The following is a 26,879-nucleotide window of genomic DNA, read 5'->3' on the forward strand; positions in this document are numbered from 1 at the left end:
TCCTTTCTTGTGCCATCTTTGTTATATCAAATTATAAACCACAAAGATTATGGCAACTCCAAATAATAAATCGGTCCTAACTAATAAAAATACAGCCGGAAAACCGACATTTTCCAATCCCGGCAAGAATCTTGTTTTTGCAGAGGGCAATTCAGTAAAAGCAGACTTTCCGGTAACAGGTATGTCATGTGCATCGTGTGTCGCTCATGTACAATCGACATTGAGTAAACAACCCGGCGTAAAAAATGCAACGGTCAACCTGGCCAATGCAACTGCTTATGTAGAATACCTGCCTTCGGTAGCAACTCCCGAAAAATTGAAGGAAGCCGTTCAGAATGCAGGTTATGATCTCATTATTGAAGAAAAAGAAGAGGAAGAGATAGAGGGTATACACAATAAGCACCTGGCTGAGCTGAAAAGAAACTGCCTGTGGTCTGTCATATTCGCCATACCGCTGGTTGTTATAGCCATGCTTTTTCACACCATACCTTATGCCAACTATATAATGTGGGCATTGTCTACCCCTATTGTACTTATTTTCGGACGCCAATTCTTCATTAATGCATGGAAACAGGCAAAACACCGCTCCACAAACATGGACACTCTGGTTGCGTTAAGTACAGGAGTAGCTTATCTTTTCAGTATATTCAATACACTCTTTTCTTCTTTCTGGACAAGTAAAGGCCTCGAGCCACATGTTTATTTCGAAGTATCGGGTGTGGTTATCGCTTTTGTCCTGCTGGGAAGATATCTTGAAGAAAGAGCCAAAAGAAGTACGACTACAGCAATAAAAGAATTGATAGGATTGCAACCCAAAACAGCTATATTAGTAAAAAACGGGCAATTCACAGAGACTCCGATCAAAGAGATAAAAACCGGTGATGAGATTGTTGTGAAACCCGGAGAAAAGATAGCTGTCGATGGTCAGATCGTTAAAGGCAATACATTTATCGATGAGAGTATGATAAGCGGCGAACCCATCGCGGTGGAAAAAGGAGAAGGCGAAAAAGTTTTTGCAGGAACGATAAACCAGAACGGAAGCTTCCACTTCATCGCCGAGAAAGTGGGTAAGAATACACTCCTTGGCCAGATTATAAAAATGGTGCAGGAAGCGCAGGGCAGCCAGGCTCCTATACAAAAAACAGTAGATAAAATATCGAGTATATTCATTCCTATCATAGGTGTTATTGCTATTGCTACATTCTTTCTCTGGTTTTTCCTTTCGGGCGAAAACGGATTCACTCAGGGACTATTGTCTCTTGTAACCGTGCTGGTTATAGCATGTCCTTGCGCATTGGGACTAGCCACGCCAACTGCCATTATGGTAGGCATAGGCAAAGGTGCGACAAACGGAATCCTTATAAAAGGAGCCGAAGCCCTCGAAAAAGCACAGAAAACGACTGCCGTGGTTCTGGATAAAACGGGCACAATCACCGAAGGAAAACCACATGTAACGAATATGATATGGACAGCAGAGCCGGCCAAAGAATTATACAATATATTATATAGTATCGAGGCCTATTCGGAACACCCGCTTGCCGATGCCATAAAGTCATACATAAAAGACAAATCGGAATTATTGCAAAACCTGAATGTGACCTCCCTTACAGGCCGGGGAGTACAAGGTGATACGGCAACAATGAAATATTTCGTAGGAAATAAAAGACTACTTGAAGAACAAGGCATTGCACTTACTGAGGAACAAGAAGGACAAATAGCGATTGAAACGGAAAACGCCAATAGTGTAGCTTTATTTGCCGATCAGAATACGTTATTAGCGATAATCGGCATTACCGATACCGTTAAGCCAACCTCACTGGAGGCCATCCGGAAAATGAAAGCTAATGGATTGAAAGTCTATATGCTTACCGGAGACAGTTTCCACTCCGCTAGTCTTATCGCCGGACAAGTAGGGATAGAGCCGGAAAGAATAAAAGCCGGAGTATTGCCTGCCGAAAAATCTGATTTTATAAAAGAGCTGCAAAATCAGGGAGAAGTAGTTGCCATGGTAGGCGATGGTATTAACGACAGCGGGGCCTTAGCAACAGCAGATATAAGCATTGCAATGGGTAAGGGCAGTGATATCGCGATGGATGTTGCGCAGATCACCATCATATCATCCGATCTCAACAAGCTGCATCAGGCAATAAAGCTATCTAAAGAGACAGTGAAAACTATAAAACAGAATCTCTTTTGGGCATTTATCTACAATCTGATAGGTGTGCCAATAGCGGCCGGTATACTTTTTCCCATCAACGGGTTCCTCCTCAACCCAATGATTGCAGGGGCAGCGATGGCGCTTAGTTCGGTAAGCGTAGTCACTAATAGTTTATTACTCAAATTCAAAAAGATATAAGAGAAGAGGCTGTCCCAAAAGTAAGATTATACTATCAAAGTGTTACTTCCCTTTGTCATTCTGAGTGCAACGAAGAATCCCGACTCTCCGGAAACGAGATGTTTCACTCCGTTCAACATGACAAAGAGATAATAAAAATTACTTTTCAGACAGCCTCATTCTTAATATTATTCCGCTTTCTTTAAAACAAACCGTTGTTTAGATGCATTTGCTATCTGCTCATAAAAAGCTTTATAGGAAGGATATTCAGACTTATCGTATTTCCCGGTAAAGACAACTGTATTCTGGGAATATATCACCCTGCCATCCTCTTGTTTAGCCGAAGACAGGAATGTTCCGTACGGTGTTTCTACCGAAATATCCTTAGGTGAAGATTCAAGGACATATCCATTTGGTAAATTATATATTATCGTATCAGCCTGCGAGTAACCATTATTGATCACAATATCATGATTCCTGTTTTTAGAAGAAAATACACTATATTCTTTTTTATTGAGGGGACATGCGGGAATAAACAATCTTGAGCCTGTCTTGTTGGCAAACTCTGCAGCATCGAAATTTGCGGTAAGGGTACAGGATGGCATCGAAGATTTATTCTCTTTGGCTTGCACCTGGTTAAACTGAGCTTTAGGAAGCTTCAGATTCCTGTTCAGATACCTAACTACAATATCCCTGTCTTTCGATGTCATACTAAATTCATTTACTGAATATCCGTGAAGGTTTTCCACAAAAACAGCTTCCCCCCTGGCGCTACCGTCTTCTGTCAAATTAATAATTAGAGTCGATTGTTTTCTATTAAGACTGTCAGTATAAACCGGCAAACGGCACATCTTCCCGCCATCGTCTGTTACTACCAGCACATCGTGGCCGGCTATGTCTTCATGTACATAACCAAATGGCAATCGCTGCGATGTACATTCCAGCCAAATACTATCGTTTTTGAGAGGAACAAGAAGAATAGCATGATTAAATTCATTCAAATTCGTAAAATCTTTTGTGAAATATTTCTTATCTCCCAGGTAAATAGTACAATAATTTGATGGTATATCCAGAGCCTTCAGCATGGCTTTCATCAAATTGGTCAGTCCTTTACAATCACCATAATTTGTTTTGGAAACAGACATTGCGTTTATAGGCTTCCAGCCCCCAATACCAAGTTGTATACTTACATATCTCCAGTTATTTTGTAAATATTTATACAGTATCTCCACTTTTTCCCTGTCGCTTCCCGCATCCTTGGTTATGTCTTTAATTTTACTCACAAAATCAGCAGGTAATACATCCTGATTTTTGAGGAATTCTAATATCCAGTTTCCATAGTTCTTCCAATCAGACATGTTACCGCAATAGGAATCGAAGCAGAAATTGTTTGGAGCTATAAGTACCTGAGGGAATATTTCTTTATAGAATGGGGACAGGGCTTCACTTTCTATATAACTTAAATTCTGCACCGAGAATGAGTATATATGTTTATTCTCTGTTTTTTCGTCTTTAATCTGGCAATCGAAATTAGTATTATACCGCAAATCCATATCAACAGGTAATTCTATCGTATAAGTAGCTTTTGTTACAGATTGCATATAACCGTCTATCGGATCGAAAAGTGGATAAACAATTACTCCGTTCTTCCATCGTTCTTCATAGGTATACTCTACTGTATAAGGATAGGTAGTTGCCTTGCAATTATACATTATCGAGTAAGAATCGGTAGCCATCTGATCCGAAAGGGAAGAGATAACCAGGTCTTTTTTACCTATCTTGCGAATAACTGCTCCCGTTATACTTTTCACCACACCCGAAAAATCCTTCAACTCTCTGAATTTATCTCCCGACGACCTGAAATAACCGTAACCTTCGCCTTGTTTTTCAAATATAGTAACAGACTTAGTAACCTTATATGTTGCATTATTCAGATCCGTCTGAGTAAACACTGCTTCATAATTATTTACAACGGAAACCGCATTCCCGTCCTTACTTGTCAGAGCTGTAGGAATCTGCGCACTGACAAATGGAAATGTAACGAACAAACTTACAATTACAGATAAAAAACGAATCATATTTTATCCTCCCTCTCTATTTATTTTCTGCAATACTTTTTGCTTTTTTCAATACGATCATCTCCGAATTCTTCAATATCAGATTTGAGAAGAAGGTACGTAAATCTTCATACTCATCCGGAAGAAATAATAATTTCTTTAACTGATACTGATAATGTACCCTTACATGGCCTTCCGCTTTGATTACACGATAAGTCAGCATAATATGATTATCCTTAAACACAATCCTTTCCGAACGGGGTACTTCGTCTACAACAAATCCCGCAGGGATAGGTATATCGATAATTTGCACATAATTCATCAGATTATCAAATTGCACAGGGTACTCTCTTTTTTCTTCCGTGAACGGATTTGTCGAATACAACTTTTCTACAATAGGATTTATATACACAACATCCTCATCCAGGTTTATATCCTGCATTTGTACATAACTCATAGTCAAAGCTTCTGCTGTATTATCCAAATTTGAGATACTAAAGCTATCTATTTCTGCTTCCAAACGTGCAGATTTCTTCTCTACATAGTCTTGTTCATCTTTAGCGTCAAAATACGAAGATCTGGCATTGTAAGCCGTATTTCCTTTCAGAGTCTCTGTCACTTTGGCTTTAGCTTTGGAATCCGTAAATTTAAAATTTGCCATTTTTACTGCTGAAGATGGAGCAATCGTAGACAAATCCCTCCAGTGAAATCTTTCATCCCGTAATTCACAGGCATTAGGCACCATACATTCCTCTGGGAGAATATTCCAGTTCCCATATTTCGCGGCAGCATCTGTATAATATATAGTTGTATCTATCTGTATCCCTGTTATCACGTAATCAAACGCCCGTTCGGTAGGCCGGAACATCGGCAAACGTCCATCACTACGGGTCCTCAGCAGCACAGGGAAAGCATCGAATCCTCCGGTCTTCAAAGCATTGATAAGCAGAAAATTAATATCAGCACTATTTCCTTCTCCTTTTTTGAGTACATTAGTCAGGTTACCGGGTATTCGCGCGTTTCTGTCGTTCCATTTTACCTTATACTTTATCATGTCCTGTATTTCCCTTGCACGATCGAGAGTTGGATCACCTTGCGATATTTCATCTTTAAACAGCTTTTCTTCTTTTAGTCTTTTCCCAAAACTACTTGCTCCCATATAATTACCTGCCACTTTTGACCACGATGACGATGTAATATTGTGAGCTTTTTCGGCAAACGGCAGGTCAATATTTTTCAATTCATAAGACACTCTCGATATATAATCGGATATTGCCCATACATAACTTTCTTTTTTCATTGCCGGAGCATTTCTCACCTCGGTTATTGTCCGGCTCGATGTCCATCTGAGAGCTTCCTGATAAACACCGAATCTATCCCTGTAGGCCGCAGGGAAATTCTCATTTTCAAACTCTGATTTAGTATTAAATCTCAGGTAGCCCTGATAGTTAGGAGTATATCTAAAATATTCGGGAATAGTAATATCAAACACACTATATTCTACAGGGATAGATTCCTGAAAATCAAAATCACGCAACATCCAGTAAAAGTCCGACACAAGGGTATATTTGTATTCTATCACAGATCCCACTTTTGCGGCAGGCATGGTAAACTTCTTGACTCTCCATATTCCATCGACATCTTCATCGAAGATATGCTCTTTCGACAGCTTCACTTTTTGTATTTTTCCATCTTCGAGATTATATGTAGTGCCCGAAAGTCCACGTATATCTTCCTTGTCTGTCCTGCTGGGCTCATAATATTCGATCTCATTATTACACCAATCCAAACCTTCAGTTTTTAGTATTTTTATCCTGGTTTGTATCGTATACTCGATCTGAAACAGCTTATGCAGACTGAATATAAACCGGGCAGTGCCTATTTTTGACAATACAACTGCCGTAGCGGCTGTATCCTGTGGATAGACTTCCATGGTCATCTCTTCCATAGTTACATTACCATACTTCGACTGGGAATAACCAGAGGATACAAACATAAACAACAATGCAAAAAACATTATCAGGGTATAGTTTTTCATAAGATAGATTTTTCAGTTTATACAAATGTATAAATATTTATTCAATTAAATTAACATTCAATTCATGTCATAAAGCATAATATTTCTTTCTATTTAGAGGAATTGAAATACAAAATTCCATAAACTAAATAACACAAATAATCTCACAATACACTCAAAGTGATGAATATCAAATAATTGATCGCTCAATATAGAATCCTACAAATTTACAACCAGAAGCCTATCCCCCCTGAAAATGAAAGAAAATTATCCGGATATAAATTTCACATATGTTGTGAAACAGCAAAAAGAAAGTTTTGCCATATATATTTCATCCGATCGATAAAGTATCGGTAGATATTAAAATATTTCAATGGAGGGTATATATCGACATAACCATGTAAAAAAATGGCATAAAGATAAACTATAATTATATAGTTATTATTTTAAGAATTCCACCTCGCCACATTAACGCTTATTAACTTAAAGGATGAAAACGAATGAATATTCATAGCAATTAATCCATAAAATATCAATTTGCAACATCAAGTAAGCAAAATGATGTATTTTTGTAAACATCAGCATTTTAATTGACATTATCGATAAAATATATGAGTCATTTTGTTCTTTTTTGATAAATAAATAAAGTATCTTTGTGCCCTGTAAAAACAAAGTATGTTAAGGAGGAAATTATGAGTTCAAATCTGTATGATTTTTTACCCATATTGATGCAAATCGCCTTTTCTTTTATTTTCGTATTCGCTACGGTATTTGCATCCAATATGCTCGGCCCGAAACGTAAAGGCTTTAGAAAACAGGCAAACTTCGAATGCGGTCTCGACCCCATAGGTAACGCCCGGTCACCTTTCCCGATAAAGTACTTTCTGATAGCAATATTGTTTGTGCTTTTCGATATCGAAATCATATTCATGTACCCATGGGCTGTCAACTTCAAGGAACTAAGCTGGGAAGGATTTGGCAAGATGGGAATATTTATAGGAGTTATAGTCGTTGGCTTTTTGTACGAAGCTAAACGCAGGGCTTTGGAATGGGAAAAATAAACAAAATATATTAAATGTTATATCCATAAACTATAACAAACAAGCAATGTTATAAGTATATACATTTAATAATATCGATAGTTAAAGACCATGAGTAAATCATCAAATATAAAAGTAGTACCAGCGCCCGAAGGTTACACTGGGCATGGTTTTTTTGCCACAAAATTCGATTACGTTGTCGGATTGGCACGGGCAAACTCTTTATGGCCACTACCATTTGCCACTTCTTGTTGTGGTATCGAGTTTATGGCCACAATGGCATCTACATACGACATGGGACGCTTCGGAGCCGAGCGCAACAGCTTCTCTCCACGTCAGGCAGATATGCTGCTGGTGATGGGAACTATTTCGAAAAAGATGGCTCCCATTCTTCGTCATGTATATGAGCAGATGGCCGAACCTAAATGGGTGATCGCAGTTGGTGCATGTGCATCGTCAGGTGGAATATTCGACACATATTCGGTATTGCAGGGAATCGACAAGGTTATTCCTGTTGACGTCTATGTACCGGGATGCCCACCCCGCCCTGAGCAAATACTGGACGGAGTAATGCAATTGCAGGAACTCGTAAAACACGAATCGATACATCGCAGAGGTTCTGAAAGATACGAAGAGCTTCTTGAATCATATAAATTTGAATAATTGGGAATGACACTTGAGACTACAGTTATTGAAAACAAGGTAAAAGAAAAATTTGGGGACAACGTATCGGATTTCAGGATGGAGCAGGATATACTCACGTTCCATGCTTTGCCTGTATCTATCTGGGACGTGATCAGTTTCATGAAAAATGATGAAACACTTCGTTTCAACTTTATGACCGATCTCTGTGGAGTACACTATCCGGATAATAACGAAGACGCACAGTTTGCCGTTGTCTACCACCTTCACAATTGGGTAGATAATGTACGTGTACGTGTAAAGACATTCCTCGATGGTAAAAACCCCGAAGTGAATACAATGTCCGATATTTTTGCAGCCGCCAATTGGATGGAACGTGAGACATACGACTTCTACGGTATAAACTTTATCGGACACCCTAATCTGAAACGTATACTGAATGATGAAGGCATGGTTTCGTTCCCTATGAGGAAAGATCATCCGTTGGAAGATGCCGGAAGGACTGATAAAGACGACAGATTCTTCGGAAGAACACCGAATAATTATGAACCAACTAAATAAAGCAAAGTAAAGTAATGTCAGATCCATTTGTAAATCCGGAACATCGCTTTGCGAAAATAGTAAGAGAGCAAAAATTTGAGGATGGAAAGGAACTATCCGTATTGAACTTCGGACCAACCCACCCTTCCACTCACGGCGTGTTTCAGAATATTCTGCTGATGGATGGTGAACGCATCCTCGATGCTGACACTACCCTCGGTTATATTCACCGTGCTTTTGAGAAAATAGCCGAACACCGTGCATTCTATCAGATAACCACACTTACCGATCGTCTGAACTACTGTTCTGCACCTATCAACAATATGGCGTGGTGGATGACTGTTGAAAAAGCACTTGGCGTGGAGGTACCCAAACGGGCGCAGTATATGCGTGTCATAGTGATGGAACTTGCCCGCATTACCGACCATCTTATATGTAATGGCATATTGGGTGTAGACCTCGGTGCATATACTCCGTTCCTTTATGTAATGAAATACCGTGAACTGGCATACGAAATCTATGAAGAGATCTGCGGAGCACGTTTAACAACCAATATGGGACGCATAGGAGGTTTCGAACGGGACTGGAGTGATGCTGCATGGCGAAAACTCGATGAGTTCATTGATGGTTTTCCTAAAGCATGGGATCAGCTTGAAAGCCTTTTCAAACGCAACCGTATTTTTATAGACAGATTGGTTGGGACAGGACAGATCTCAGCTGAAAAAGCTATGAATTATGGATTTACCGGCCCCAATCTACGTGCGACAGGCATCGATTATGATGTACGGAAAGCACAGCCATATAGTTCATACGAAGATTTTGAATTCGATATTCCTGTAGGGCAATCAGGTGACACATACGATCGCTGGTGTGTACGTGCAGCCGAAGTGAAAGAAAGCCTGAAAATAATCATACAAGCTCGTGACAATATGCCGGAAGGTTCTTTCCATGCCGATGTACCTGACTATTACCTTCCTCCGAAAGAAGCGGTGTATACCGAAATGGAAGCTTTAATAGATCACTTTAAAATAGTGATGGGCGAAATACCTGTGCCTATCGCCGAAACATATCATGCTGTGGAAGCCGCTAACGGAGAATTGGGCATGTACCTGATTACAGACGGTTCACGCTCTCCTTTCCGCCTGCATTTCCGCAGACCATGCTTTATATACTATCAGGCTTTTCCTGAGATGATAAAAGGAGGTATGTTTTCTGATGCTGTGGCTACATTATCCAGCATCAATGTTATTGCAGGAGAATTGGATGCTTAGGCAATTTGCCAATATGAAAATATGCTAATGTGCCAATTTATAAAAATATATTTTAATTAAAAAGCTAAAAGCTAATGGCTAAAAGCTAAAAGCTAATATGGAATATAAACAAATAATCAATATGTCGGATGAATTGATGGCTCGTATCAATGAATTGTTGAGCCATTATCCTGCCGACAAAAAGAAATCGGCAATGCTGCCTGTACTTCACGCTGTACAGGATGCACATGACAACTGGCTTAGCCTGGAATTAATGGACAAAGTTGCTGAAATACTCGAAGTAAAGCCAATCGAAGTGTATGAGGTGGTAACATTCTATTCAATGTTTAACCAAAAACCGGTAGCCAAATACATGTTCGAGTTTTGCCGTACTGCCTGTTGTGCTATACGCAAAGGTGAAGACCTGATGGACTATACCTGTCAGAAACTTGGCGTTAAACAAGGAGAAATCACCCCCGATGGCATGTTCAGTGTTGTAGGCGTAGAATGCCTTGGCGCATGTGGTTTTGGCCCGATGCTCCAACTGGGAGATAACTATCACGAGAATCTGACAAAAGAAAAGATCGACACCCTGATAGAAGATTGTAAACAAGGAAAAGTAAACCTATACTAATTTGCGATGGCTAAAAAGATATTACTTGAAAAAATAGATATCCCCGGAATAGACGGATACGAAGTTTATCGCAAAAACGGCGGTTATGCCTCTGTGGAAAAAGCTCTGAAAACCATGACTCCTGACGAAGTAGTCGAAGAAGTCAAAAAATCGGGTATCAGAGGCCGTGGAGGTGCAGGTTTTCCTATGGGGATGAAATGGAGCTTCATCGATAAAAAGTCGGGTAACCCCCGCCATCTGGTGGTCAATGCGGACGAATCGGAACCGGGAACATTCAAAGACCGTTATCTGATGCATCATATTCCTCATCTGTTGATCGAAGGGGCTATCGTTTCCAGCTACGCACTAGAGGCTAACCTATCATATATATATATCCGTGGCGAATATATGTGGATTTTCAAAATACTGGAAAAAGCCATAAAAGAAGCATATGCTAACGGATGGTTAGGTAAAAATATACTCGGGACAGGTTACGATCTCGATCTGCATGTTCATTGCGGAGCAGGAGCATATATCTGCGGAGAAGAAACCGCTCTTATAGAATCATTGGAAGGTAAACGAGGCAATCCACGAATCAAACCGCCGTTTCCTGCCGTTAGTGGATTATGGAACGAGCCGACTGTTGTGAACAATGTAGAATCCATTTCAACAGTATCATGGATTATCAATAACGGTGGTGACGAATATGCAAAAGTAGGGATAGGTAAATCCACCGGAACAAAATTAATGTCTGCTTCGGGACATATCAAAAATCCGGGCGTATATGAAGTTGAGCTGGGTATCACAGTAGATGAATTCTTCAATTCCGATGAATATTGTGGAGGCATGATGGACGATCGTCCGTTGAAAGCCTGTATTCCCGGTGGAGCATCCGTTCCGATTTTACCGCCGAATTATCTGTTTAAAACAGCAAACGGGGAAGACCGCCTGATCTCTTATGAATCTCTGGCTGACGGAGGATTTATTACAGGATCGTCTCTTGGTTCAGGTGGATTCATCATTTATAACGATTCTGCCTGCATAGTAAGAAACACAGCCAATTTCGCACGTTTCTTCCATCACGAAAGTTGCGGACAATGTTCTCCTTGCCGTGAAGGAACAGGATGGATGGATAAAATCCTGCATCGTATAGAAAACGGTGAAGGAAGGGAAGAAGATATAGACTTATTGTGGAGTATTCAAAGCCAGATAGAAGGAAATACCATCTGTCCGCTCGGAGATGCAGCTTCGTGGCCGGTAGCGGCTGCCATACGTCATTTCCGTGAGGAATTTGAATACCATGTGCGCTTTCCTGAAAAGATAAAAGACAGAAATCACTTTGTGAACGAACCAATGGAGAAAGTTCGCCACCTTTTAGGATAAAAGCCGTTAGCCAATAGCCTTTAGCTGTTAGCAAAGGTTTTTGGGAGCAATTATATAATCATTATAAAATGCTAATAGCCAATAGCTATCAGCTAAAAGCTAAAAAAATGAAAATTACAATAGACGGACATACAGTAGAAGTAGAACCGGGAACAACTGTTCTGGAAGCCTGCCGCATGGTAGGTGGCGATAGTGTTCCTCCTACAATGTGTTACTATTCCAAACTGAAAGACTGTGGAGGCAAATGCCGTTGCTGTCTGGTGGAAGTAACAAAAGGAAGTGAAAGAGATCCGCGTCCGATGCCCAAATTGCAGCCATCATGCGTGACTGCTGCCCAGGATGGCATGGAAGTAAAAAGCGCCACTTCGGAAAGAGCCAAAACATCACGCCGTGCTGTTTCAGAGTTCTTACTGATCAATCACCCACTCGATTGCCCGGTATGCGACCAGGCCGGAGAATGCGATCTGCAGGATCTGGCGTATGGCAATGAAAATTTCAGGTCTCGTTTTGTCGAAGAAAAACGCACATTCGAACCTGAAAATATAGGACCTTATATACAGTTGCACATGAACAGGTGTATACTTTGCTACCGTTGTGTGAAACTGGCGGATCAACTGACACCTGAACGTGTTCATGGCGTTGTAGGAAGAGGCGATCACGCACAAATATCTACTTACATCGAGCGTGCCATAGATAATGACTTCTCCGGAAATGTGATCGATGTATGTCCGGTAGGTGCTCTTACAGATAAAACATTCCGGTTCAAATCACGCGTGTGGTTTACTAAAAAATTCAATGCACACCGCCATTGCACCAAATGTTCGGGTAAAGTCACCCTTTGGATGTTTGGCGACAGCATCCTACGTGTAAGCGCCCGCAAAGACCAGTGGAAAGAAGTGGAAGAGTTCATCTGTAACGAATGCCGCTTCGAACATAAAGAAACTGAAGACTGGGTAATCGAAGGGCCCCATAAATTTCAGAAATACTCTGTCAATAATGTGAACAACTACACCGAACCAATGGAAAAGGTGAAGATCAATATTGATGAGCTGGCACTGGAAGGAAGAAAACAAGACCAGAAAAAAATTAGCATGGTAAACACGCCTTACGATGCCAATGAATTGGAAGCTATAAAGAAAACAAAAGAAGAATGAAACAGATACAAGTAAACAAGATACGAGATACAAGTTTTGAAACTCGTTTACTTGTCTACTTGTTAACTTGTCAACTAAGTTAAATATGGAAGTTGCTTTGATTTTAGAAAAACTGATCCTTATTGTTCTGGTATTTGCCGTTACAATGCTTTTTGCCTTGTACTCGACTTATGCCGAACGTAAAGTTGCCGGATTCCTCCAAGACCGTTACGGGCCAAACCGGGCGGGACCTTTCGGGTTATTGCAACCACTGGCCGATGGAGCAAAACTTTTCGCAAAGGAAGAGTTTATGCCGAATACGCCGAATAAAGTATTGTTTATTATCGGGCCGGCAATCGCCATGAGTATCTCTTTACTTGGTGTTTCGGTAATCCCATGGGCTGAAAAATTCATCATCGCCGGATATGAATTTATTCCGCAAATAGCTGACGTAAATGTTGCCGTCCTTTATATAGTAGCCGTCCTGTCAACCAGTGTATATGGTGTTGTTATCGGAGGATGGGCATCCAATAATAAATATTCGCTGATAGGTAGTATCCGCGCCGGAGCGCAAATGATTTCTTACGAGATTGCAATGGGGCTTTCCATCATTGCCATCATCATGATGACCGGAACATTGAGCCTTAGTGAGATAACACAGCAGCAGGCCAATGGCGTATGGAATATCATACTTCAACCATTAACATTTATCATATTTCTGGTTTGTTCATTTGCAGAATGTAACCGTACTCCGTTCGACCTCGCAGAATGCGAATCTGAGTTGGTAAACGGTCACCATACGGAATATTCATCTCTGGGAATGGGATTTTATATGTTCTCTGAATATGCCAGTATGTTTTTCTCATCGGCATTTATATCCGTCCTTTTCTTTGGTGGATATCACTACCCGGGAATGAGTTGGGTAAATGAAAACTGGGGTGTAAATATTGCGAATACATTAGCAGTACTATCATTGCTCGCTAAAACAGCATTCTTTATATTCTTCTACATGTGGGTAAGGTGGACAATACCGAGATTCCGTTACGACCAGTTGATGAAGTTGGGATGGAAGATGTTGTTCCCTTTAGCTATTGTAAATATTATTCTTGTGGGTGTTTTCACCCTGCTATTCAAATAATCTGAGGTTATGTCAATAAAAGATATATCATTATCGGGAAAGAAAAAGGAAGTCGTAGATAAGAAGATGACTCTTATCGAAAAGCTTTATCTTCCTGCGATAGTACAAGGTTTGGGAATCACGATCAAGCATTTCTTTCAGAAGAAAGTGACTGTACAGTATCCCGAACAACAACGTGAATACAGTCCTGTATATCGTGGGCAGCACGTACTGATGCGTGATGATCAGGGACGTGAACGCTGCACAGCCTGTGGACTATGCGCATTGGCTTGTCCTGCGGAGGCTATCACTATGACTGCTGCCGAACGCACGAAAGGTGAAGAACATCTTTACCGGGAAGAAAAATATGCCGCTGTTTACGAAATTAATATGCTGCGTTGTATCTTCTGTGGATTATGCGAGGATGCCTGTCCAAAAGAAGCCATCTTCCTTACAAAATCGAAATTGCATGTAAAACCTGACCTTGAAAGAGAAGCTTTTATTTATGGAAAAGACCGGCTTGTGATTTCAGTTGAGGATGCTAAAGCTCGTAAATACGATTAAAATACAGATACAAGGTACAAGATACGGGATACAAGTTAAAACTCGTTTACTTGTCTACTTGTTAACTTGTTAACTAACATAATATGGTAACTATAATTTTTTATATTCTGGCAGCTATCACATTAGGAACGGGAATTCTGACTGTTTTGTCAAAGAATCCTATCCATAGTGCGATATATATGATTATCTGCTTCTTTTCTATTTCCGGGCATTTTCTGTTGTTGAATGCATTGTTTCTTGCTGTTATCAATATAGTAGTGTATGCCGGTGCTGTGATGGTCTTATTGCTCTTTACCCTGATGCTTATGAATCTCGGAGAACAGCACGAGCCGAAAAAGAAAGTGATAAGCCGTGTTGCGGCAACTTTATCGGGATGTCTGATGGGAGTTGTTCTGTTGGCTGCACTATTGAGATCGGCACCTGTTATAGAAAACTATAAAGCCGAAGGACTGGATTACCAATCGGTAAATATTATCGGTCAGGTGCTTCTGGATGAATATCTTGTGCCGTTCGAATTTGCAGCCATATTATTGCTAGCCGCCATGATAGGAGCCGTACTGATTTCAAAAAAGGAGAAAAACGAGAAAAACGCTTAGCTATGCTGAATAATATATTAGAACAAGTTGGAATTGACAATTACATCTATCTCTGCATTCTTTTGTTTACGGTAGGTGCAATTGGAATACTTTATCGTCGGAGCACGATAGTTATGTTGATGTCGGTAGAACTGATGCTGGCCGCAGCAAATATGTTACTGACCATTTTCTCGGTTTACTATCAGGACACGAGCGGACAGGTTTTCGTGATATTCTCGATGGCGGTAGCCGCTGCCGAAGTTGCTGTCGGACTTGCTATCCTTGTAGCTATATACCGGAATATCGGTACCATAGACATCGATAAATTAAAAAACTTAAAAGGATAATTTCGGATGGAGACATTATTGGTATTACTACTCTTAATTAGCCCGGCTACCGGATTCCTGATAAACCTGCTGGTGGGTAAAAAGCTCACAGGACGCAAAACAACAGGAATCATCGGCTCGACCGCAGTGATCATTAGCTTTGTTATATCTGTGTATTTTTTCATTCGACTGCTAAGTACCGGAGAAGTGATTAACGTAAACTTTTTCCAATGGATCGAACTTGGAGAATTTACAACAAACTTTGCATTTACACTGGATCAACTGTCTATTATCTGGTTGCTGTTCGTAACCGGAATCGGTGCTCTAATACATATCTATTCGATAGGCTATATGAAAGACGATGAGAATATCGACCGTTATTTCTCATACCTCAACCTATTTATATTCTTTATGTCATTCCTTGTGATGGGTAGCAATCTGCTGGTTATGTTCATCGGATGGGAAGGCGTAGGATTATGTTCTTATCTGCTTATCGGATTCTGGTCGGAAGATCATAAGAACAACAACGCCGCTAAAAAAGCATTTGTAATGAACCGCATCGGGGACTTGGGTTTCCTTATCGGTATCTTTACTCTCGGATATTTATTCCATACGGTAGATTTCGAAACAATGCGACAAGCTGTATCTACAACACACGATCCGGAAACATTATCGATGTTAGGCCTAGCTACTTTAGCTTTGTTTATCGGGGCAACAGGTAAAAGCGCCCAGATACCTTTATATACATGGTTACCCGATGCAATGGCCGGCCCGACTCCCGTTTCCGCTCTGATACATGCCGCAACAATGGTTACCGCAGGTATATTTATGGTAACCCGCCTTAATTTCATATTCGACCTCACTCCTAACATACAGATGGCAATAGCCATAATAGGAGCAGCAACAGCACTTTTTGCCGCCACAATAGCAATAGCACAAACGGATATAAAAAAGGTTCTCGCCTACTCTACCGTGTCGCAACTCGGGCTTATGTTTCTTGCTGTAGGACTAGGGGCCTATCATGTAGCAGTCTTCCATGTTATCACTCATGCATTTTTTAAGGCCTGCCTGTTCCTGGGTTCGGGTTCTGTGATCCATGCTTTGGGTGGCGAACAGGATATGCGTAAGATGGGTGGTTTGAAAGGTGTAATGTTAATCACTTTTGCAACATTTGCCATCTCTACATTATCTATTTCAGGAATACCACCATTAGCAGGTTTCTTCTCGAAAGATGAAATTATGATGGTTGCTTTCCAGCATAACAAAATATTATGGGCGGTAGCTGCTCTGGCTTCCCTACTCACTGCATTCTATATGTTCCGTGCGCTCTACCTCACATTCTTCAAGGAATTCAGGGGAACGCAAGAGCAAAAACACCATTTGCACGAATCACCAAAGGTAATGACTATCCCACTTATCATACTTGGCTTCCTTGCTTTATTTGGCGGACTAATTGGTCTTCCTTTCGGATTTAGTTGGCTGAACAGTTATCTTGAACCTGTCCTGCCGGGAATCGCGCTCGAGGAGCATGCATCTATCGGTGATCAGGCCATAACAATGGTTATATCTACAGTGATTGCGTTTGCAGGCTTGGGATATGCATATTTCAAATATATTAAGAGATCCCATGTTCCTGTCAATGATGACAAGATGACCGGCCCCACCAGAATGCTTAACCATAAGTATTATGTAGATGAGATACTGAACCTGCTCATTACCAAGCCAATTTTCATACTGGCTGACTTCTTTAATAAAACATTAGAACCTCTGATCAAAAATATATTTAAAATCGGTGGCGGTGTCGTCGAAGTATTATCGTTCCCGGCAAAGAAACTGCAAAACGGAAGTCTCGGATTCTATCTGTTCTTTTTCGTATTAGGATTCTGTACGCTGATCATCTGTTTATTTCTCGTATAAAAATAGTCAAGGAAACATGAATATAGCAATTATATTAATCATTTTACTAGCGGGTTCAATACTCACCTATCTTTCAGGAAACAGGTTTGCATCGAAGGTAGCCATGCTATTCAGTATAGCCGCCGCAGTTTTCTCCGTTGCATTGTACCTTAAATACGGTGCTGCCGGAGTAGATTTTAGTGTAGACTGGATCACTAATCCTAATATATCATTCTCATTAAAAGCCGACGGGCTGGCAATAGCTATGCTGTTGTTATTAACGGTCTTGTTGCCCATTATAATACTGGGCGCTCATAACAGGGAATTCAAAAACGAGAAATTGTTGTTCAGCCTTGTCATGTTCATGGCCTTTGCCATGGCGGGCGCTTTCCTTAGCAGTAATGCACTGGTATATTATGTATTCTGGGAAATGTCGCTTATACCTATCTATTTTATAGTAACAATATGGGGCAACGGTGAATTTGCGAAAAGAAGACGTGCTGCCATGACATTCTTCCTGTACACCTTTGCAGGATCATTGTTTATGCTGGCTGCCATCATATTCCTGTATGTGAAAACAGGAAGCTTCCAGCTTGAGGCATTCTATAATGCCAATCTGAGTGAAACAGAACAGATATGGATATTCCTTGCATTCTTTGTTGCTTATGCTATCAAAATACCAATTTTTCCATTCCATACATGGCAAGCAAACCTATATAGTAAAGCCCCAAGTATCGGGACTATGCTTCTGGCCGGTATCATGTCAAAAATGGGTGCGTACAGTGTGCTTCGCTGGCAATTACCGGTAACGCCTTATGCATCGCAGGAATTAAGGACATTTATTCTTATTTTATGTAGCATCGGTGTGGTCTACGGGGCAATTCTGGCTTTACGACAGGAGGAACTGAAACGTTTCCTTGCTTATGCATCTCTATCGCACGTTGGTTTTATCGCCGCCGGAGCTTACTCCCTCACCTACGATGGTATATCGGGAGCTTTGATACTTATCCTCGCACACGGATTTGGTATAGTAGCCATGTTCTATTCCGCAGATATCATACAGAACAGAAGAAATACACTGATGATAAAAGAACTGGGAGGAATACGGCCTTATACACCTAAATTTACAGTCGCATTCTTCTTTAGTATTTTGTCTTCTATCGGGATACCATTGACATTCAACTTTATTGGAGAATCGACAATCTTATACGGACTATTCCAGGTAAACCTGGGTTTCTGTATAGCTGTAGGATCATCATTATTCCTGGGGGCATTATTTATGCTGCGCATGTTCCAGCATACCATGCTCGGACCACCTGCAAAAAAGCCATTCAGGGATTTGTCAAAAACAGAAGTAACAGTATTTACCCTTATTATCATAGTGCTGGTATTCTTCGGGGTATATGTGAAACCGGTTACAGATCTTGTATCGACAAGCATCTCTGAAATAGTAATGTATATAAACAGATAAAAGCAAATGAAAAATTAAGAATTAAAAATTAAGAATACCATTCTTTTATTTTTGAATCTAGAAATTTTTAAATCTTGAAATATAAATAATGAGTACATTAATAGCCATCTCGGTATTAGGAATAATTTCCCTGTTGTTAGATATTTTCAACCTAAGGAAGATACTTGTACCTGTAACTCTTATAGGATTAATAGCCATTCTGGGTATGACTGTCGCCGAGTTTTACCAGGGTAATGCGTTTATCGAAGTAGATAAATATAATATGATCGTTACTTCAGGATTTTCACAAGGCTTTTCCATTCTGTTTATAGTGCTTGCTATCCTGATTATAGCAATGACTCCTAAATTCTATGAAGAGAAGATTGTAAAAATAGCTGATTATGTCGCGCTGAAAGTATTTATGCTGGCAGGAGCCGTGGCAATGGTTTCGTTCGGTAATTTTGCCATGTTCTTCATTGGCCTCGAAGTTCTTTCCATATCGGCCTATGCACTGGCATCCAGTGAACCGAAAAACCTGAGAAGTAACGAAGCCGGAATGAAATACTTCATTATGGGAGCATTTGCCTCCAGTTTCATACTTTTCGGATTAGCTTTAATATATGGAGCGACAGGTTCATTCGACATTACTGAAGTTAACTATTCATCAATATCTCAGGGAGATTCGTTGCCCGTATGGTTCTATATCGGTTTCGTGATGATCACTGTAGGAATGATGTTTAAAGCGGCGATTGTTCCATTTCACTTCTGGTCACCCGATGTATATGAAGGCTCCCCTACCCTTGTTACTGCCGTGATGAGTACTCTGGTTAAGGTAGCAGCTATCGGAGCTCTGTTCAAAGTTATGGGAATATTATCAGTAGGAATGACTCCTGTATATATGATAATACTGGTCGTAATAAATATCCTGACGCTATGTGTGGGTAATATATCTGCCCTGAAGCAAACCAATATTAAACGCATGATGGCATATTCGGGTATTTCCCATGCCGGATTTATGTTGATTTCGTTTGTAGCAATAGGCGCATCGGCTAACGTTATACTTTATTACGCCGCAGCATACAGCCTTGCTGGAGTCGCAGCGTTCGCTGTAATATTAGGTGTTTGCAACAATAAAAAGAATGAGGATATAGAAAACTTCCGGGGACTGATAAGAAAGCAACCTCTGCTCACAGCCGTTATGATAGGAGCTTTGTTATCACTGAGTGGTATACCTATATTTTCGGGATTTTTCGCTAAATTCTTCGCATTCAGTCAGGCATTACAGGCAAATTATCTGATACTGGTTATATTCGGGATCATCAATTCCATCATTGCCGTCTATTATTATTTCGGAGTGATCAATGTAATGACTGCACGGGAAAAGGACGAAGAACCGGAACCTATGAAAGTGGCAATCGAGTATAAAGCTGTTGCGGCAATCGCTATATCTCTCAACATTATTTTAGGAATCTTCCCTTCCATCATTATGGGATTGAATTTATAAAAATAAATGTTGTAATTAACTTAAAAAAGCAGGCCTGGGGCTTGCTTTTATTTTTTATATACGATAAATTTATATATTTGCATCCGATAAAGATTTAACGGGATCATGACTAAAATAAAAATAACAATACTTCTCATTTCACTGTGCTTTACTTCCTTCATCTACAGCAATCCACCGGAAAAAGAGAAAGACAATGAAAAGATCATTTTAGGGTATATGGATCTGAAAGACCCTGCCATAGAATTTGCCACATCCGACATTAATATGATGATCATGCGTAAAAGCAGAGGTTATCTGTGGCCTGCGACAAAGATCATGCTGACAAAGGAAGACGGTAAGCTTTATTTCACTGTTACCGCAATAGACAACTCTTGGTGCAACATGTTTTGCCCCGATGAGACCGCGCATGGTTTTACAGTAGTAAACGGAAGGATGTTTATCATCACCACTAAAGGTGATATTCCCGAGGAATTCTATAAAATCTTTATACCGGACAATGAAGTCAAAACCAAAGCCTTTTCGAAAGCTGACCCCGAATCGAAACCTACGGCAAAAAATCCGGTATGGACATATTTGCACCGGGGAAATGATAAAATGGCAACAGTGATTAAATCTGTATATACAGAGAACTTAGGCAGATAAAAGATTCTAATTTGCCTCAAAAAAAATAAAAGCTGGCAGTTGTCTGTCAGCTTTCTCTTTACATCTACCGATGAATTATTTTGTTTGTTTGTCTAATTTCTTGAGATTTGATTCGGTTTGTTTTACACTTGCTTTTCCCTTTTTCACTTCTGCGTCAGACTTGCTTTCTGTCTTTTTCACATCCGATTTAACAGAATTTTTAGCAGAGCTTAATTTTGCTTCCGATTCTTTTTTCAATTGTTTGGTCTCATTTTTTGCTTTCAGATCCGCCTCTTTTACATCAGCTTTTGTGTCCTTCTTCACTTCTTTAGCATCAGTCTGTACTTTTTTCACTTCACTTTTCACTTCTTTTTTCGCTTTTGGGAGAGCGTCTTGAGCCATAATATTTGCAGATGCCAAAAGGGCAATTGCCATAATTCCGGAAAGGATAATCTTTTTCATAATTTTTTCTTTTTAAAGAGTTAGTGAATCAATTAATTTCAATTCCAGAATAGAACAAAAATTATCAGACTTTGTTTTTAATATTTTCAGGGAAAAAATCGTTTTTAATTTATTTAATAGACCACTCCTTGTTAAGTAAATAAAACAAAACAGCCCCTGATAATATGGCATTATCAGGGGCTTACTTTAGTTAATATTTTATTTACTGTATCTCTTTATCCAGTCGAGAATAAGGTAACAGGCCGGAGCATATACATTGCCATGATTGAACCCTTGTAACTCGAATAATTGAACATCCTTGTTTCCTATTCCCTTTAATATTGCTTCAAGGTGAGCATTTTCTTCATAACGGGCCAGCATTTCCAGTTTACGATCACCTGTTATAAGTAAGGTGGGAGGAACATCTTTTCTAGCCTGATTGAGTGGAGCAAATTCATCTATTACAGGAATATCATTAGGTAAATCCCTCTCTTTACGGATAGTATAGTGAGTGTTGGTCTGACCACTTACCGGTATTAACCCCCTAATCTGATTGGCGTCCACATCATATTTCTTCAGATATTTTTTATCAAGGCCTATCATCAGTGCCAGATATCCTCCTGCCGAATGGCCTGAGACATAGATATGCCGGGGATCACCGCCGAATGAAGCGATATTCTCAAATACCCAGGCTACAGCCTCAGCCGCATCCTCTATATAAGCCGGATTCTTAGCTTTCGTACTAAGCCGATAGTTGGGAGCGACTACTGCGATACCCTTATTCTTTAATTCCGCAGGAATCCCTTTTTCTCCTCCTTCGAGACCACCACCATGAAACCAGACCACTGTAACAAAGTCTTTTTTATCTGACGGATAATAAATATCAAGCTTACACCTCTCTTTCCGGTATTCGTCCGTTTCTCCTTTCGGAATATAGGAAACATCTTCTTTCGAAATATATTCCTGCGAAAAGGACATCAGGAAAAAAAACGAAAGACAAACCAGTAATATCGATTTTCTAGTCATTATTTACCCAAGAGTTTATTATATAGACGATCATCCTTAATTATCTCATATGCCTTCTTAAAAGTATCGCTATGATCGTTAAAGACTTTAATCAGGGTTTCCATATCATATACATCACGGCCTATAAGTCCTTTGATTTGATACTTAAAAACTTCTTCCGATTTATCGTATTGTTCCTGATTGAATTCTATTTTTTCTTCCTCTCCGGCAGCAATCAGCCTTTTCATTATAGCATCCGATACATTGTAGCTTTCGTAGAAGTCTTCCTTTGTCGGATACTTTCTTTTTATTTCATCCCTGTGATTATCTACCTCTTCGTAAGCGACTTTATACAAAACTCCTCTGTTGCCTATGCTCCCCAGGTAAGGCGTATAGCGCGATGTATCGGCAGGGACAAAGTAATCGGGCATAATACCACCACCGCCATAAACAGTTCTCTTGTTCACCAATGTCTGATATTTGAGTGAATCTGGGAAATGAATACTGTCAGCGTGCATCATCTCACCTCTGTTGTAACGCTCTATCACATCTTTGTTATATGACATAAGATCACCACTAGTATAAGGCTTCTGTATAGATCGTCCGGTAGGCGTATAATAGCGTGCTACGGTAAGTCTGATCATAGATTCGTCCGGTAACGGAATCGGACGTTGCACCAGTCCTTTACCAAAACTACGGCGACCGACAATCACTCCCCTGTCCCAGTCCTGGACAGCACCTGACAGGATTTCACTGGCTGATGCCGAACCTTCATTTATCATGATCACCAGTTTCCCCTGTTCAAAGGAACCCTTTCCTGTTGCCACTTCATCACGTCTTGGCTGGCGGCTGCCCTCGGTGTATACAATAAGCTTACCCTGTTCCAGGAAATCGTCAGAAAGGTCTATTGCCGGAGCCATATATCCTCCGCCATTACTTTCCAGATCAAGCAACAGATTTGCCATTCCCATATCTTTCAGTTTTTTCACCGCATCACTGAATTCTTTAGAGGTAGTGGCTCCGAATCGTGTTATGCGGATGTAACCGGTATTATTATCTATCATATAGCTGGCATCGATGCTATACACAGGAATTTTAGCCCTTGTAATCTTGAAATTCAAAAGATCGGGAACTCCACGGCGTAAGACTTTAACGTTCACGGTTGTTCCTTTAGGCCCTTTTAAACGGGAAGTTACAAATTTGGTAGACCTTTTAACACCTGCAATCAGGGTATCATTCACATATATGATTTTATCTCCCGCACGCAGCCCTACCTTTTCCGACGGCCCTCCGGGAATAGTTTCTATTACATACAATGTGTCTGTTAACATATTAAATGAAATACCGATACCATCAAAATTACCTTCGAGCGGTTCGTTCATTTCCTTTACTTCCTCAGCACTGATATAAGTGGAATGCGGATCTAACTTTTCCAATAAAGATTTAATGGCATCTTCGGCAAGTTTATTATCATCGACCTTGTCTACATACATATTCTCGATGACCGCCATTGTAGTTGCTACTTTTTTCGATCCCTCACTCATCTTAAACTGAGCGGAACTACTTAATACCACGAAAAACGCAAGTAGCAGTAGTATTGTTATTTTTCTCATTACTAATTATTTTTCATTTGTTATCACTAACAAACTGTATATTTATATTAATCCTGGATTTCTCAAATTCAAACCTTCAGGAAGGAATTCGCTGACATCATAACCAAATCTTAAAAGCTCACGGACTATGGTGGAGCTGATGTGTGTAAGTTCGGGTTCTGTAAACAGAACAAGCGTCTCTATTCCGGATATCTTGCGATTCATATCCGCAATTGTCTTTTCATATTCGAAATCGTTGACTGAACGTATTCCCCGTATAATAAAGTCTGCATCTACAGATTTTGCAAAATCGACGGTCAGGTTATCGTAAGTACCGACAGAGACACGAGGATCGCCTTCATACAAATCCTTGATCATCCCCACACGGTTTTCGAGCGAAAAGTAACTTTTCTTGGCATCATTCTTACCAATGGCAATAACGATCTCATCCACTAATGCGAGAGATCGTTTTACCAATGAATGATGTCCTATTGTAAAGGGATCGAATGTCCCCGGAAAAATTGCTTTTTTGCTCATTTGTTAGTTCGCCATATCAGAAATAAATTTGATTCTGACTAAGCGTATTTCATTTTCAGTATATTCTCCCAATTCATTAATAGCTTCTTCAAGATCGTCTGATTCTGCTTCTTGGAAATACATAAATATATCGTCTATATGATCCTCATCTATGACTTCCTGAAGGAAGTAGTCAATATTTATTTTTGTTCCTGAGTATACAATAGCTTCCACTTCGGTCAGCAGCTCTTCGAACTCAATACCTTTCGATTCGGCCAGATCGTCCAGAGCTACTTTACGGTCTATCGCCTGTACAATAGCCACTTTTAGCTTCGACTTATTGGCTACTGTCTTTACACGTAGATCTTCAGGACGTTCTATTTCATTCTCTTCTACGTGCTTTTTTATTATTTGCAGGAACTCTGTTCCATATCGTTTTGCTTTTCCTGCCCCTACTCCCGGAATGTTTTGCAGCTCTTCCATCGTAATAGGGTAAATGGTAGCCATAGCCTCTAATGAAGGGTCCTGAAATATAACATATGGCGGCACATTATTGTTTTTTGCCATTTTTTTTCGCAGGTCTTTCATTATAGAGAACAAGACGGGATCGACAGCCGAACCGCCGCCACCGCCTTTTACTACTACATCATCTATATTTTCATCATCAGCCATATCATCTTCATCGGCTGTTGTGATTTTGAACGACACCGGTTTCTTCAGGAAGTCTTTTCCTTTCTTGGTAACTTTCAGTAGTCCGTAGTTTTCTATATCCTTATCAAAATATCCGGCGATCAACGCCTGTCTGATGACTGCATTCCATGTATCTTCATCGGCATCCGATCCTGAACCGAATACTTCGAGGTCCTGATGTTCGTATGTTTCTATCTCAGATGTTTCCTTACCTCTCAATACATTGATGACATAGTCTGATTTGAATTTTTCTTTCAACGCAATTACAGCTTCTATGGCTGTCAGTAATAATTCTTTGGCTTCCACTTGTTTTTTAGGGTTTACACAATTGTCACAGTTTCCACAATTTCTTTCTTTATATTCTTCTCCGAAATAATGGAGAAGCACTTTTTTCCGGCAAAGCGCTGTTTCTGCATATGCAGCCGTTTCCAAGAGGAGTTGTTTTCCTATTTCCTGTTCGGCTACAGGCTTTCCCTGCATAAATTTTTCCAGTTTTTGTAAGTCTTTAAAGGAATAGAAAGCGATACATTTACCTTCACCGCCGTCGCGGCCGGCACGGCCTGTTTCCTGATAGTATCCTTCAAGGCTTTTTGGCATATCGTAATGGATCACATACCTCACATCGGGTTTGTCTATTCCCATTCCGAATGCGATTGTGGCCACAATGACATCAACCTGTTCCATCAGGAAAGCATCCTGATTGGCCGAGCGTGTATTGGCATCCAGTCCCGCATGATATGGCAGGGCATTGATTCCGTTAGCCTGGAGTATTTCGGCGAACTCTTCTACCTTTTTGCGGCTCAGGCAATATATAATACCCGACTTATGCCCATGCGATTTGATATATTTAATAATATCCTTATCTACATTATTCGTCTTCGACCGGACTTCGTAATAAAGATTTTCCCTATTGAAAGACGATTTGAAGACATCGGCATCTATCATACCGAGGTTTTTCTGTATATCGAGCTGTACCTTTGGCGTAGCTGTTGCTGTAAGAGCAATGATAGGATGTTTACCTATTTCGGTCACAATAGGCCGTATACGCCTGTATTCGGGACGGAAATCGTGCCCCCATTCCGATATACAATGAGCTTCGTCTATGGCATAGAACGAAATCTTTATATTACTAAGAAACTCAATATTTTCTTCCTTTGTCAAAGATTCAGGAGCGACATACAGCAATTTTGTTTTGCCCGAAAGTATATCAGTTTTTACCTGTTCTATTGCCGCCTTGTTCAAGGAAGAATTCATAAAATGAGCAACTCCGTCTTCCTCACTGAATGTACGCATTGCATCTACCTGGTTCTTCATCAACGCAATCAACGGGGATATGATGACTGCTGTGCCTTCCATCAAAATAGCAGGCAACTGATAGCAAAGAGATTTACCTCCACCTGTTGGCATCAGGACAAAAGAATCTCTTCCGTCCAAAACGTTTTGGATGATCGCTGCCTGATTGCCTTTGAATTTATCGAATCCAAAGTGTTTCTTCAGGGCCGTGATTAGTATATCTTCTTTGTGTGGCATATTAGAAAAATAAGCTGATCTTCTATACGAAGATAAATTCCA

23 protein-coding genes are annotated in these 26,879 nt (G+C 40.2%); 16 read left to right on the forward strand and 7 right to left on the reverse strand.

Annotation, left to right across the window (positions count from 1 at the left end; genetic code table 11):
- Window positions 1–49: 49 nt before the first annotated feature.
- Window positions 50–2,356, forward strand: a complete 2,307-nt coding sequence (locus GGR21_RS02105; protein WP_183305518.1) for a heavy metal translocating P-type ATPase — start codon at window positions 50–52, stop codon at window positions 2,354–2,356.
- A gap of 167 nt (window positions 2,357–2,523) precedes the next feature.
- Here the strand turns inward: GGR21_RS02105 and GGR21_RS02110 are convergent, their stop codons facing one another.
- A complete protein-coding gene (locus GGR21_RS02110; RefSeq protein WP_183305520.1) occupies window positions 2,524–4,413 on the reverse strand; it encodes a DUF3857 domain-containing protein in 1,890 nt (629 codons plus the stop codon).
- Window positions 4,414–4,429: 16 nt separating this feature from the next.
- Window positions 4,430–6,430, reverse strand: a complete 2,001-nt coding sequence (locus GGR21_RS02115) for a DUF3857 domain-containing protein (protein ID WP_183305522.1) — start codon at window positions 6,428–6,430, stop codon at window positions 4,430–4,432.
- A gap of 671 nt (window positions 6,431–7,101) precedes the next feature.
- Between GGR21_RS02115 and GGR21_RS02120 the strand changes: the two genes are divergently transcribed.
- The 15 genes from GGR21_RS02120 to GGR21_RS02190 all read left to right on the forward strand — a co-directional run bounded on the left by GGR21_RS02120 (window position 7,102) and on the right by GGR21_RS02190 (window position 21,084).
- Entirely contained in the window at window positions 7,102–7,470 is a 369-nt protein-coding gene (locus GGR21_RS02120) for an NADH-quinone oxidoreductase subunit A (RefSeq protein ID WP_183305523.1), read from the forward strand.
- Between the two features lie 90 nt (window positions 7,471–7,560).
- On the forward strand, window positions 7,561–8,112 hold the full coding sequence (locus GGR21_RS02125; RefSeq protein WP_183305525.1) for an NADH-quinone oxidoreductase subunit B: 552 nt from the start codon (window positions 7,561–7,563) through the stop codon (window positions 8,110–8,112).
- A gap of 6 nt (window positions 8,113–8,118) precedes the next feature.
- Entirely contained in the window at window positions 8,119–8,652 is a 534-nt protein-coding gene (locus GGR21_RS02130) for an NADH-quinone oxidoreductase subunit C (RefSeq protein ID WP_183305526.1), read from the forward strand.
- A gap of 14 nt (window positions 8,653–8,666) precedes the next feature.
- Window positions 8,667–9,902 (forward strand): NADH dehydrogenase (quinone) subunit D, encoded by a 1,236-nt coding sequence (nuoD, locus tag GGR21_RS02135; protein ID WP_183305527.1) that lies wholly within the window; start codon window positions 8,667–8,669, stop codon window positions 9,900–9,902.
- Between the two features lie 97 nt (window positions 9,903–9,999).
- Window positions 10,000–10,515, forward strand: coding sequence for an NADH-quinone oxidoreductase subunit NuoE family protein (locus tag GGR21_RS02140; protein WP_183305528.1), 516 nt, complete (start codon window positions 10,000–10,002; stop codon window positions 10,513–10,515).
- A gap of 6 nt (window positions 10,516–10,521) precedes the next feature.
- Window positions 10,522–11,877, forward strand: a complete 1,356-nt coding sequence (gene nuoF / locus GGR21_RS02145; RefSeq protein WP_183305529.1) for an NADH-quinone oxidoreductase subunit NuoF — start codon at window positions 10,522–10,524, stop codon at window positions 11,875–11,877.
- A 107-nt stretch (window positions 11,878–11,984) separates the two neighbouring features.
- Window positions 11,985–13,031 carry a 2Fe-2S iron-sulfur cluster-binding protein gene (locus GGR21_RS02150; RefSeq protein WP_183305531.1) on the forward strand — a complete coding sequence of 349 codons (1,047 nt, stop codon included), beginning with the start codon at window positions 11,985–11,987 and terminating at the stop codon, window positions 13,029–13,031.
- Between the two features lie 85 nt (window positions 13,032–13,116).
- Window positions 13,117–14,148, forward strand: a complete 1,032-nt coding sequence (nuoH, locus tag GGR21_RS02155; RefSeq protein WP_183305533.1) for an NADH-quinone oxidoreductase subunit NuoH — start codon at window positions 13,117–13,119, stop codon at window positions 14,146–14,148.
- 9 nt (window positions 14,149–14,157) lie between these two features.
- Window positions 14,158–14,691, forward strand: a complete 534-nt coding sequence (locus GGR21_RS02160; RefSeq protein WP_183305534.1) for a NuoI/complex I 23 kDa subunit family protein — start codon at window positions 14,158–14,160, stop codon at window positions 14,689–14,691.
- An 83-nt stretch (window positions 14,692–14,774) separates the two neighbouring features.
- The gene (locus GGR21_RS02165; protein WP_183305536.1) at window positions 14,775–15,287 is read left to right on the forward strand and encodes an NADH-quinone oxidoreductase subunit J family protein; all 513 of its coding nucleotides are present in this window, start codon (window positions 14,775–14,777) and stop codon (window positions 15,285–15,287) included.
- A gap of 2 nt (window positions 15,288–15,289) precedes the next feature.
- A complete protein-coding gene (gene nuoK / locus GGR21_RS02170; protein ID WP_183305538.1) occupies window positions 15,290–15,613 on the forward strand; it encodes an NADH-quinone oxidoreductase subunit NuoK in 324 nt (107 codons plus the stop codon).
- A 6-nt stretch (window positions 15,614–15,619) separates the two neighbouring features.
- A complete protein-coding gene (gene nuoL, locus GGR21_RS02175; RefSeq protein ID WP_183305540.1) occupies window positions 15,620–17,509 on the forward strand; it encodes an NADH-quinone oxidoreductase subunit L in 1,890 nt (629 codons plus the stop codon).
- Between the two features lie 16 nt (window positions 17,510–17,525).
- Window positions 17,526–18,959 carry a complex I subunit 4 family protein gene (locus tag GGR21_RS02180; protein ID WP_183305541.1) on the forward strand — a complete coding sequence of 478 codons (1,434 nt, stop codon included), beginning with the start codon at window positions 17,526–17,528 and terminating at the stop codon, window positions 18,957–18,959.
- 88 nt (window positions 18,960–19,047) lie between these two features.
- A complete protein-coding gene (locus GGR21_RS02185) occupies window positions 19,048–20,442 on the forward strand; it encodes an NADH-quinone oxidoreductase subunit N (RefSeq protein WP_183305542.1) in 1,395 nt (464 codons plus the stop codon).
- A 105-nt stretch (window positions 20,443–20,547) separates the two neighbouring features.
- Window positions 20,548–21,084, forward strand: coding sequence for a hypothetical protein (locus GGR21_RS02190; RefSeq protein WP_183305543.1), 537 nt, complete (start codon window positions 20,548–20,550; stop codon window positions 21,082–21,084).
- A gap of 75 nt (window positions 21,085–21,159) precedes the next feature.
- On the opposite strand, the gene GGR21_RS02195 is transcribed toward GGR21_RS02190, so the two are convergent.
- The 5 genes from GGR21_RS02195 to recQ form a co-directional block, all read right to left on the reverse strand.
- On the reverse strand, window positions 21,160–21,525 hold the full coding sequence (locus tag GGR21_RS02195; RefSeq protein ID WP_183305544.1) for a hypothetical protein: 366 nt from the start codon (window positions 21,523–21,525) through the stop codon (window positions 21,160–21,162).
- Between the two features lie 198 nt (window positions 21,526–21,723).
- Window positions 21,724–22,482, reverse strand: a complete 759-nt coding sequence (locus tag GGR21_RS02200; RefSeq protein WP_246347986.1) for an alpha/beta hydrolase — start codon at window positions 22,480–22,482, stop codon at window positions 21,724–21,726.
- Between the two features lie 47 nt (window positions 22,483–22,529).
- Entirely contained in the window at window positions 22,530–24,122 is a 1,593-nt protein-coding gene (locus GGR21_RS02205) for a S41 family peptidase (RefSeq protein WP_183305546.1), read from the reverse strand.
- 42 nt (window positions 24,123–24,164) lie between these two features.
- On the reverse strand, window positions 24,165–24,638 hold the full coding sequence (gene coaD / locus GGR21_RS02210; protein ID WP_183305547.1) for a pantetheine-phosphate adenylyltransferase: 474 nt from the start codon (window positions 24,636–24,638) through the stop codon (window positions 24,165–24,167).
- Window positions 24,639–24,641: 3 nt separating this feature from the next.
- A complete protein-coding gene (gene recQ, locus GGR21_RS02215; RefSeq protein ID WP_183305548.1) occupies window positions 24,642–26,837 on the reverse strand; it encodes a DNA helicase RecQ in 2,196 nt (731 codons plus the stop codon).
- Window positions 26,838–26,879 lie beyond the last annotated feature (42 nt).

This window comes from Dysgonomonas hofstadii (assembly GCF_014196915.1).
In the GTDB taxonomy this organism is placed as follows: Bacteria; Bacteroidota; Bacteroidia; order Bacteroidales; family Dysgonomonadaceae; genus Dysgonomonas; species Dysgonomonas hofstadii.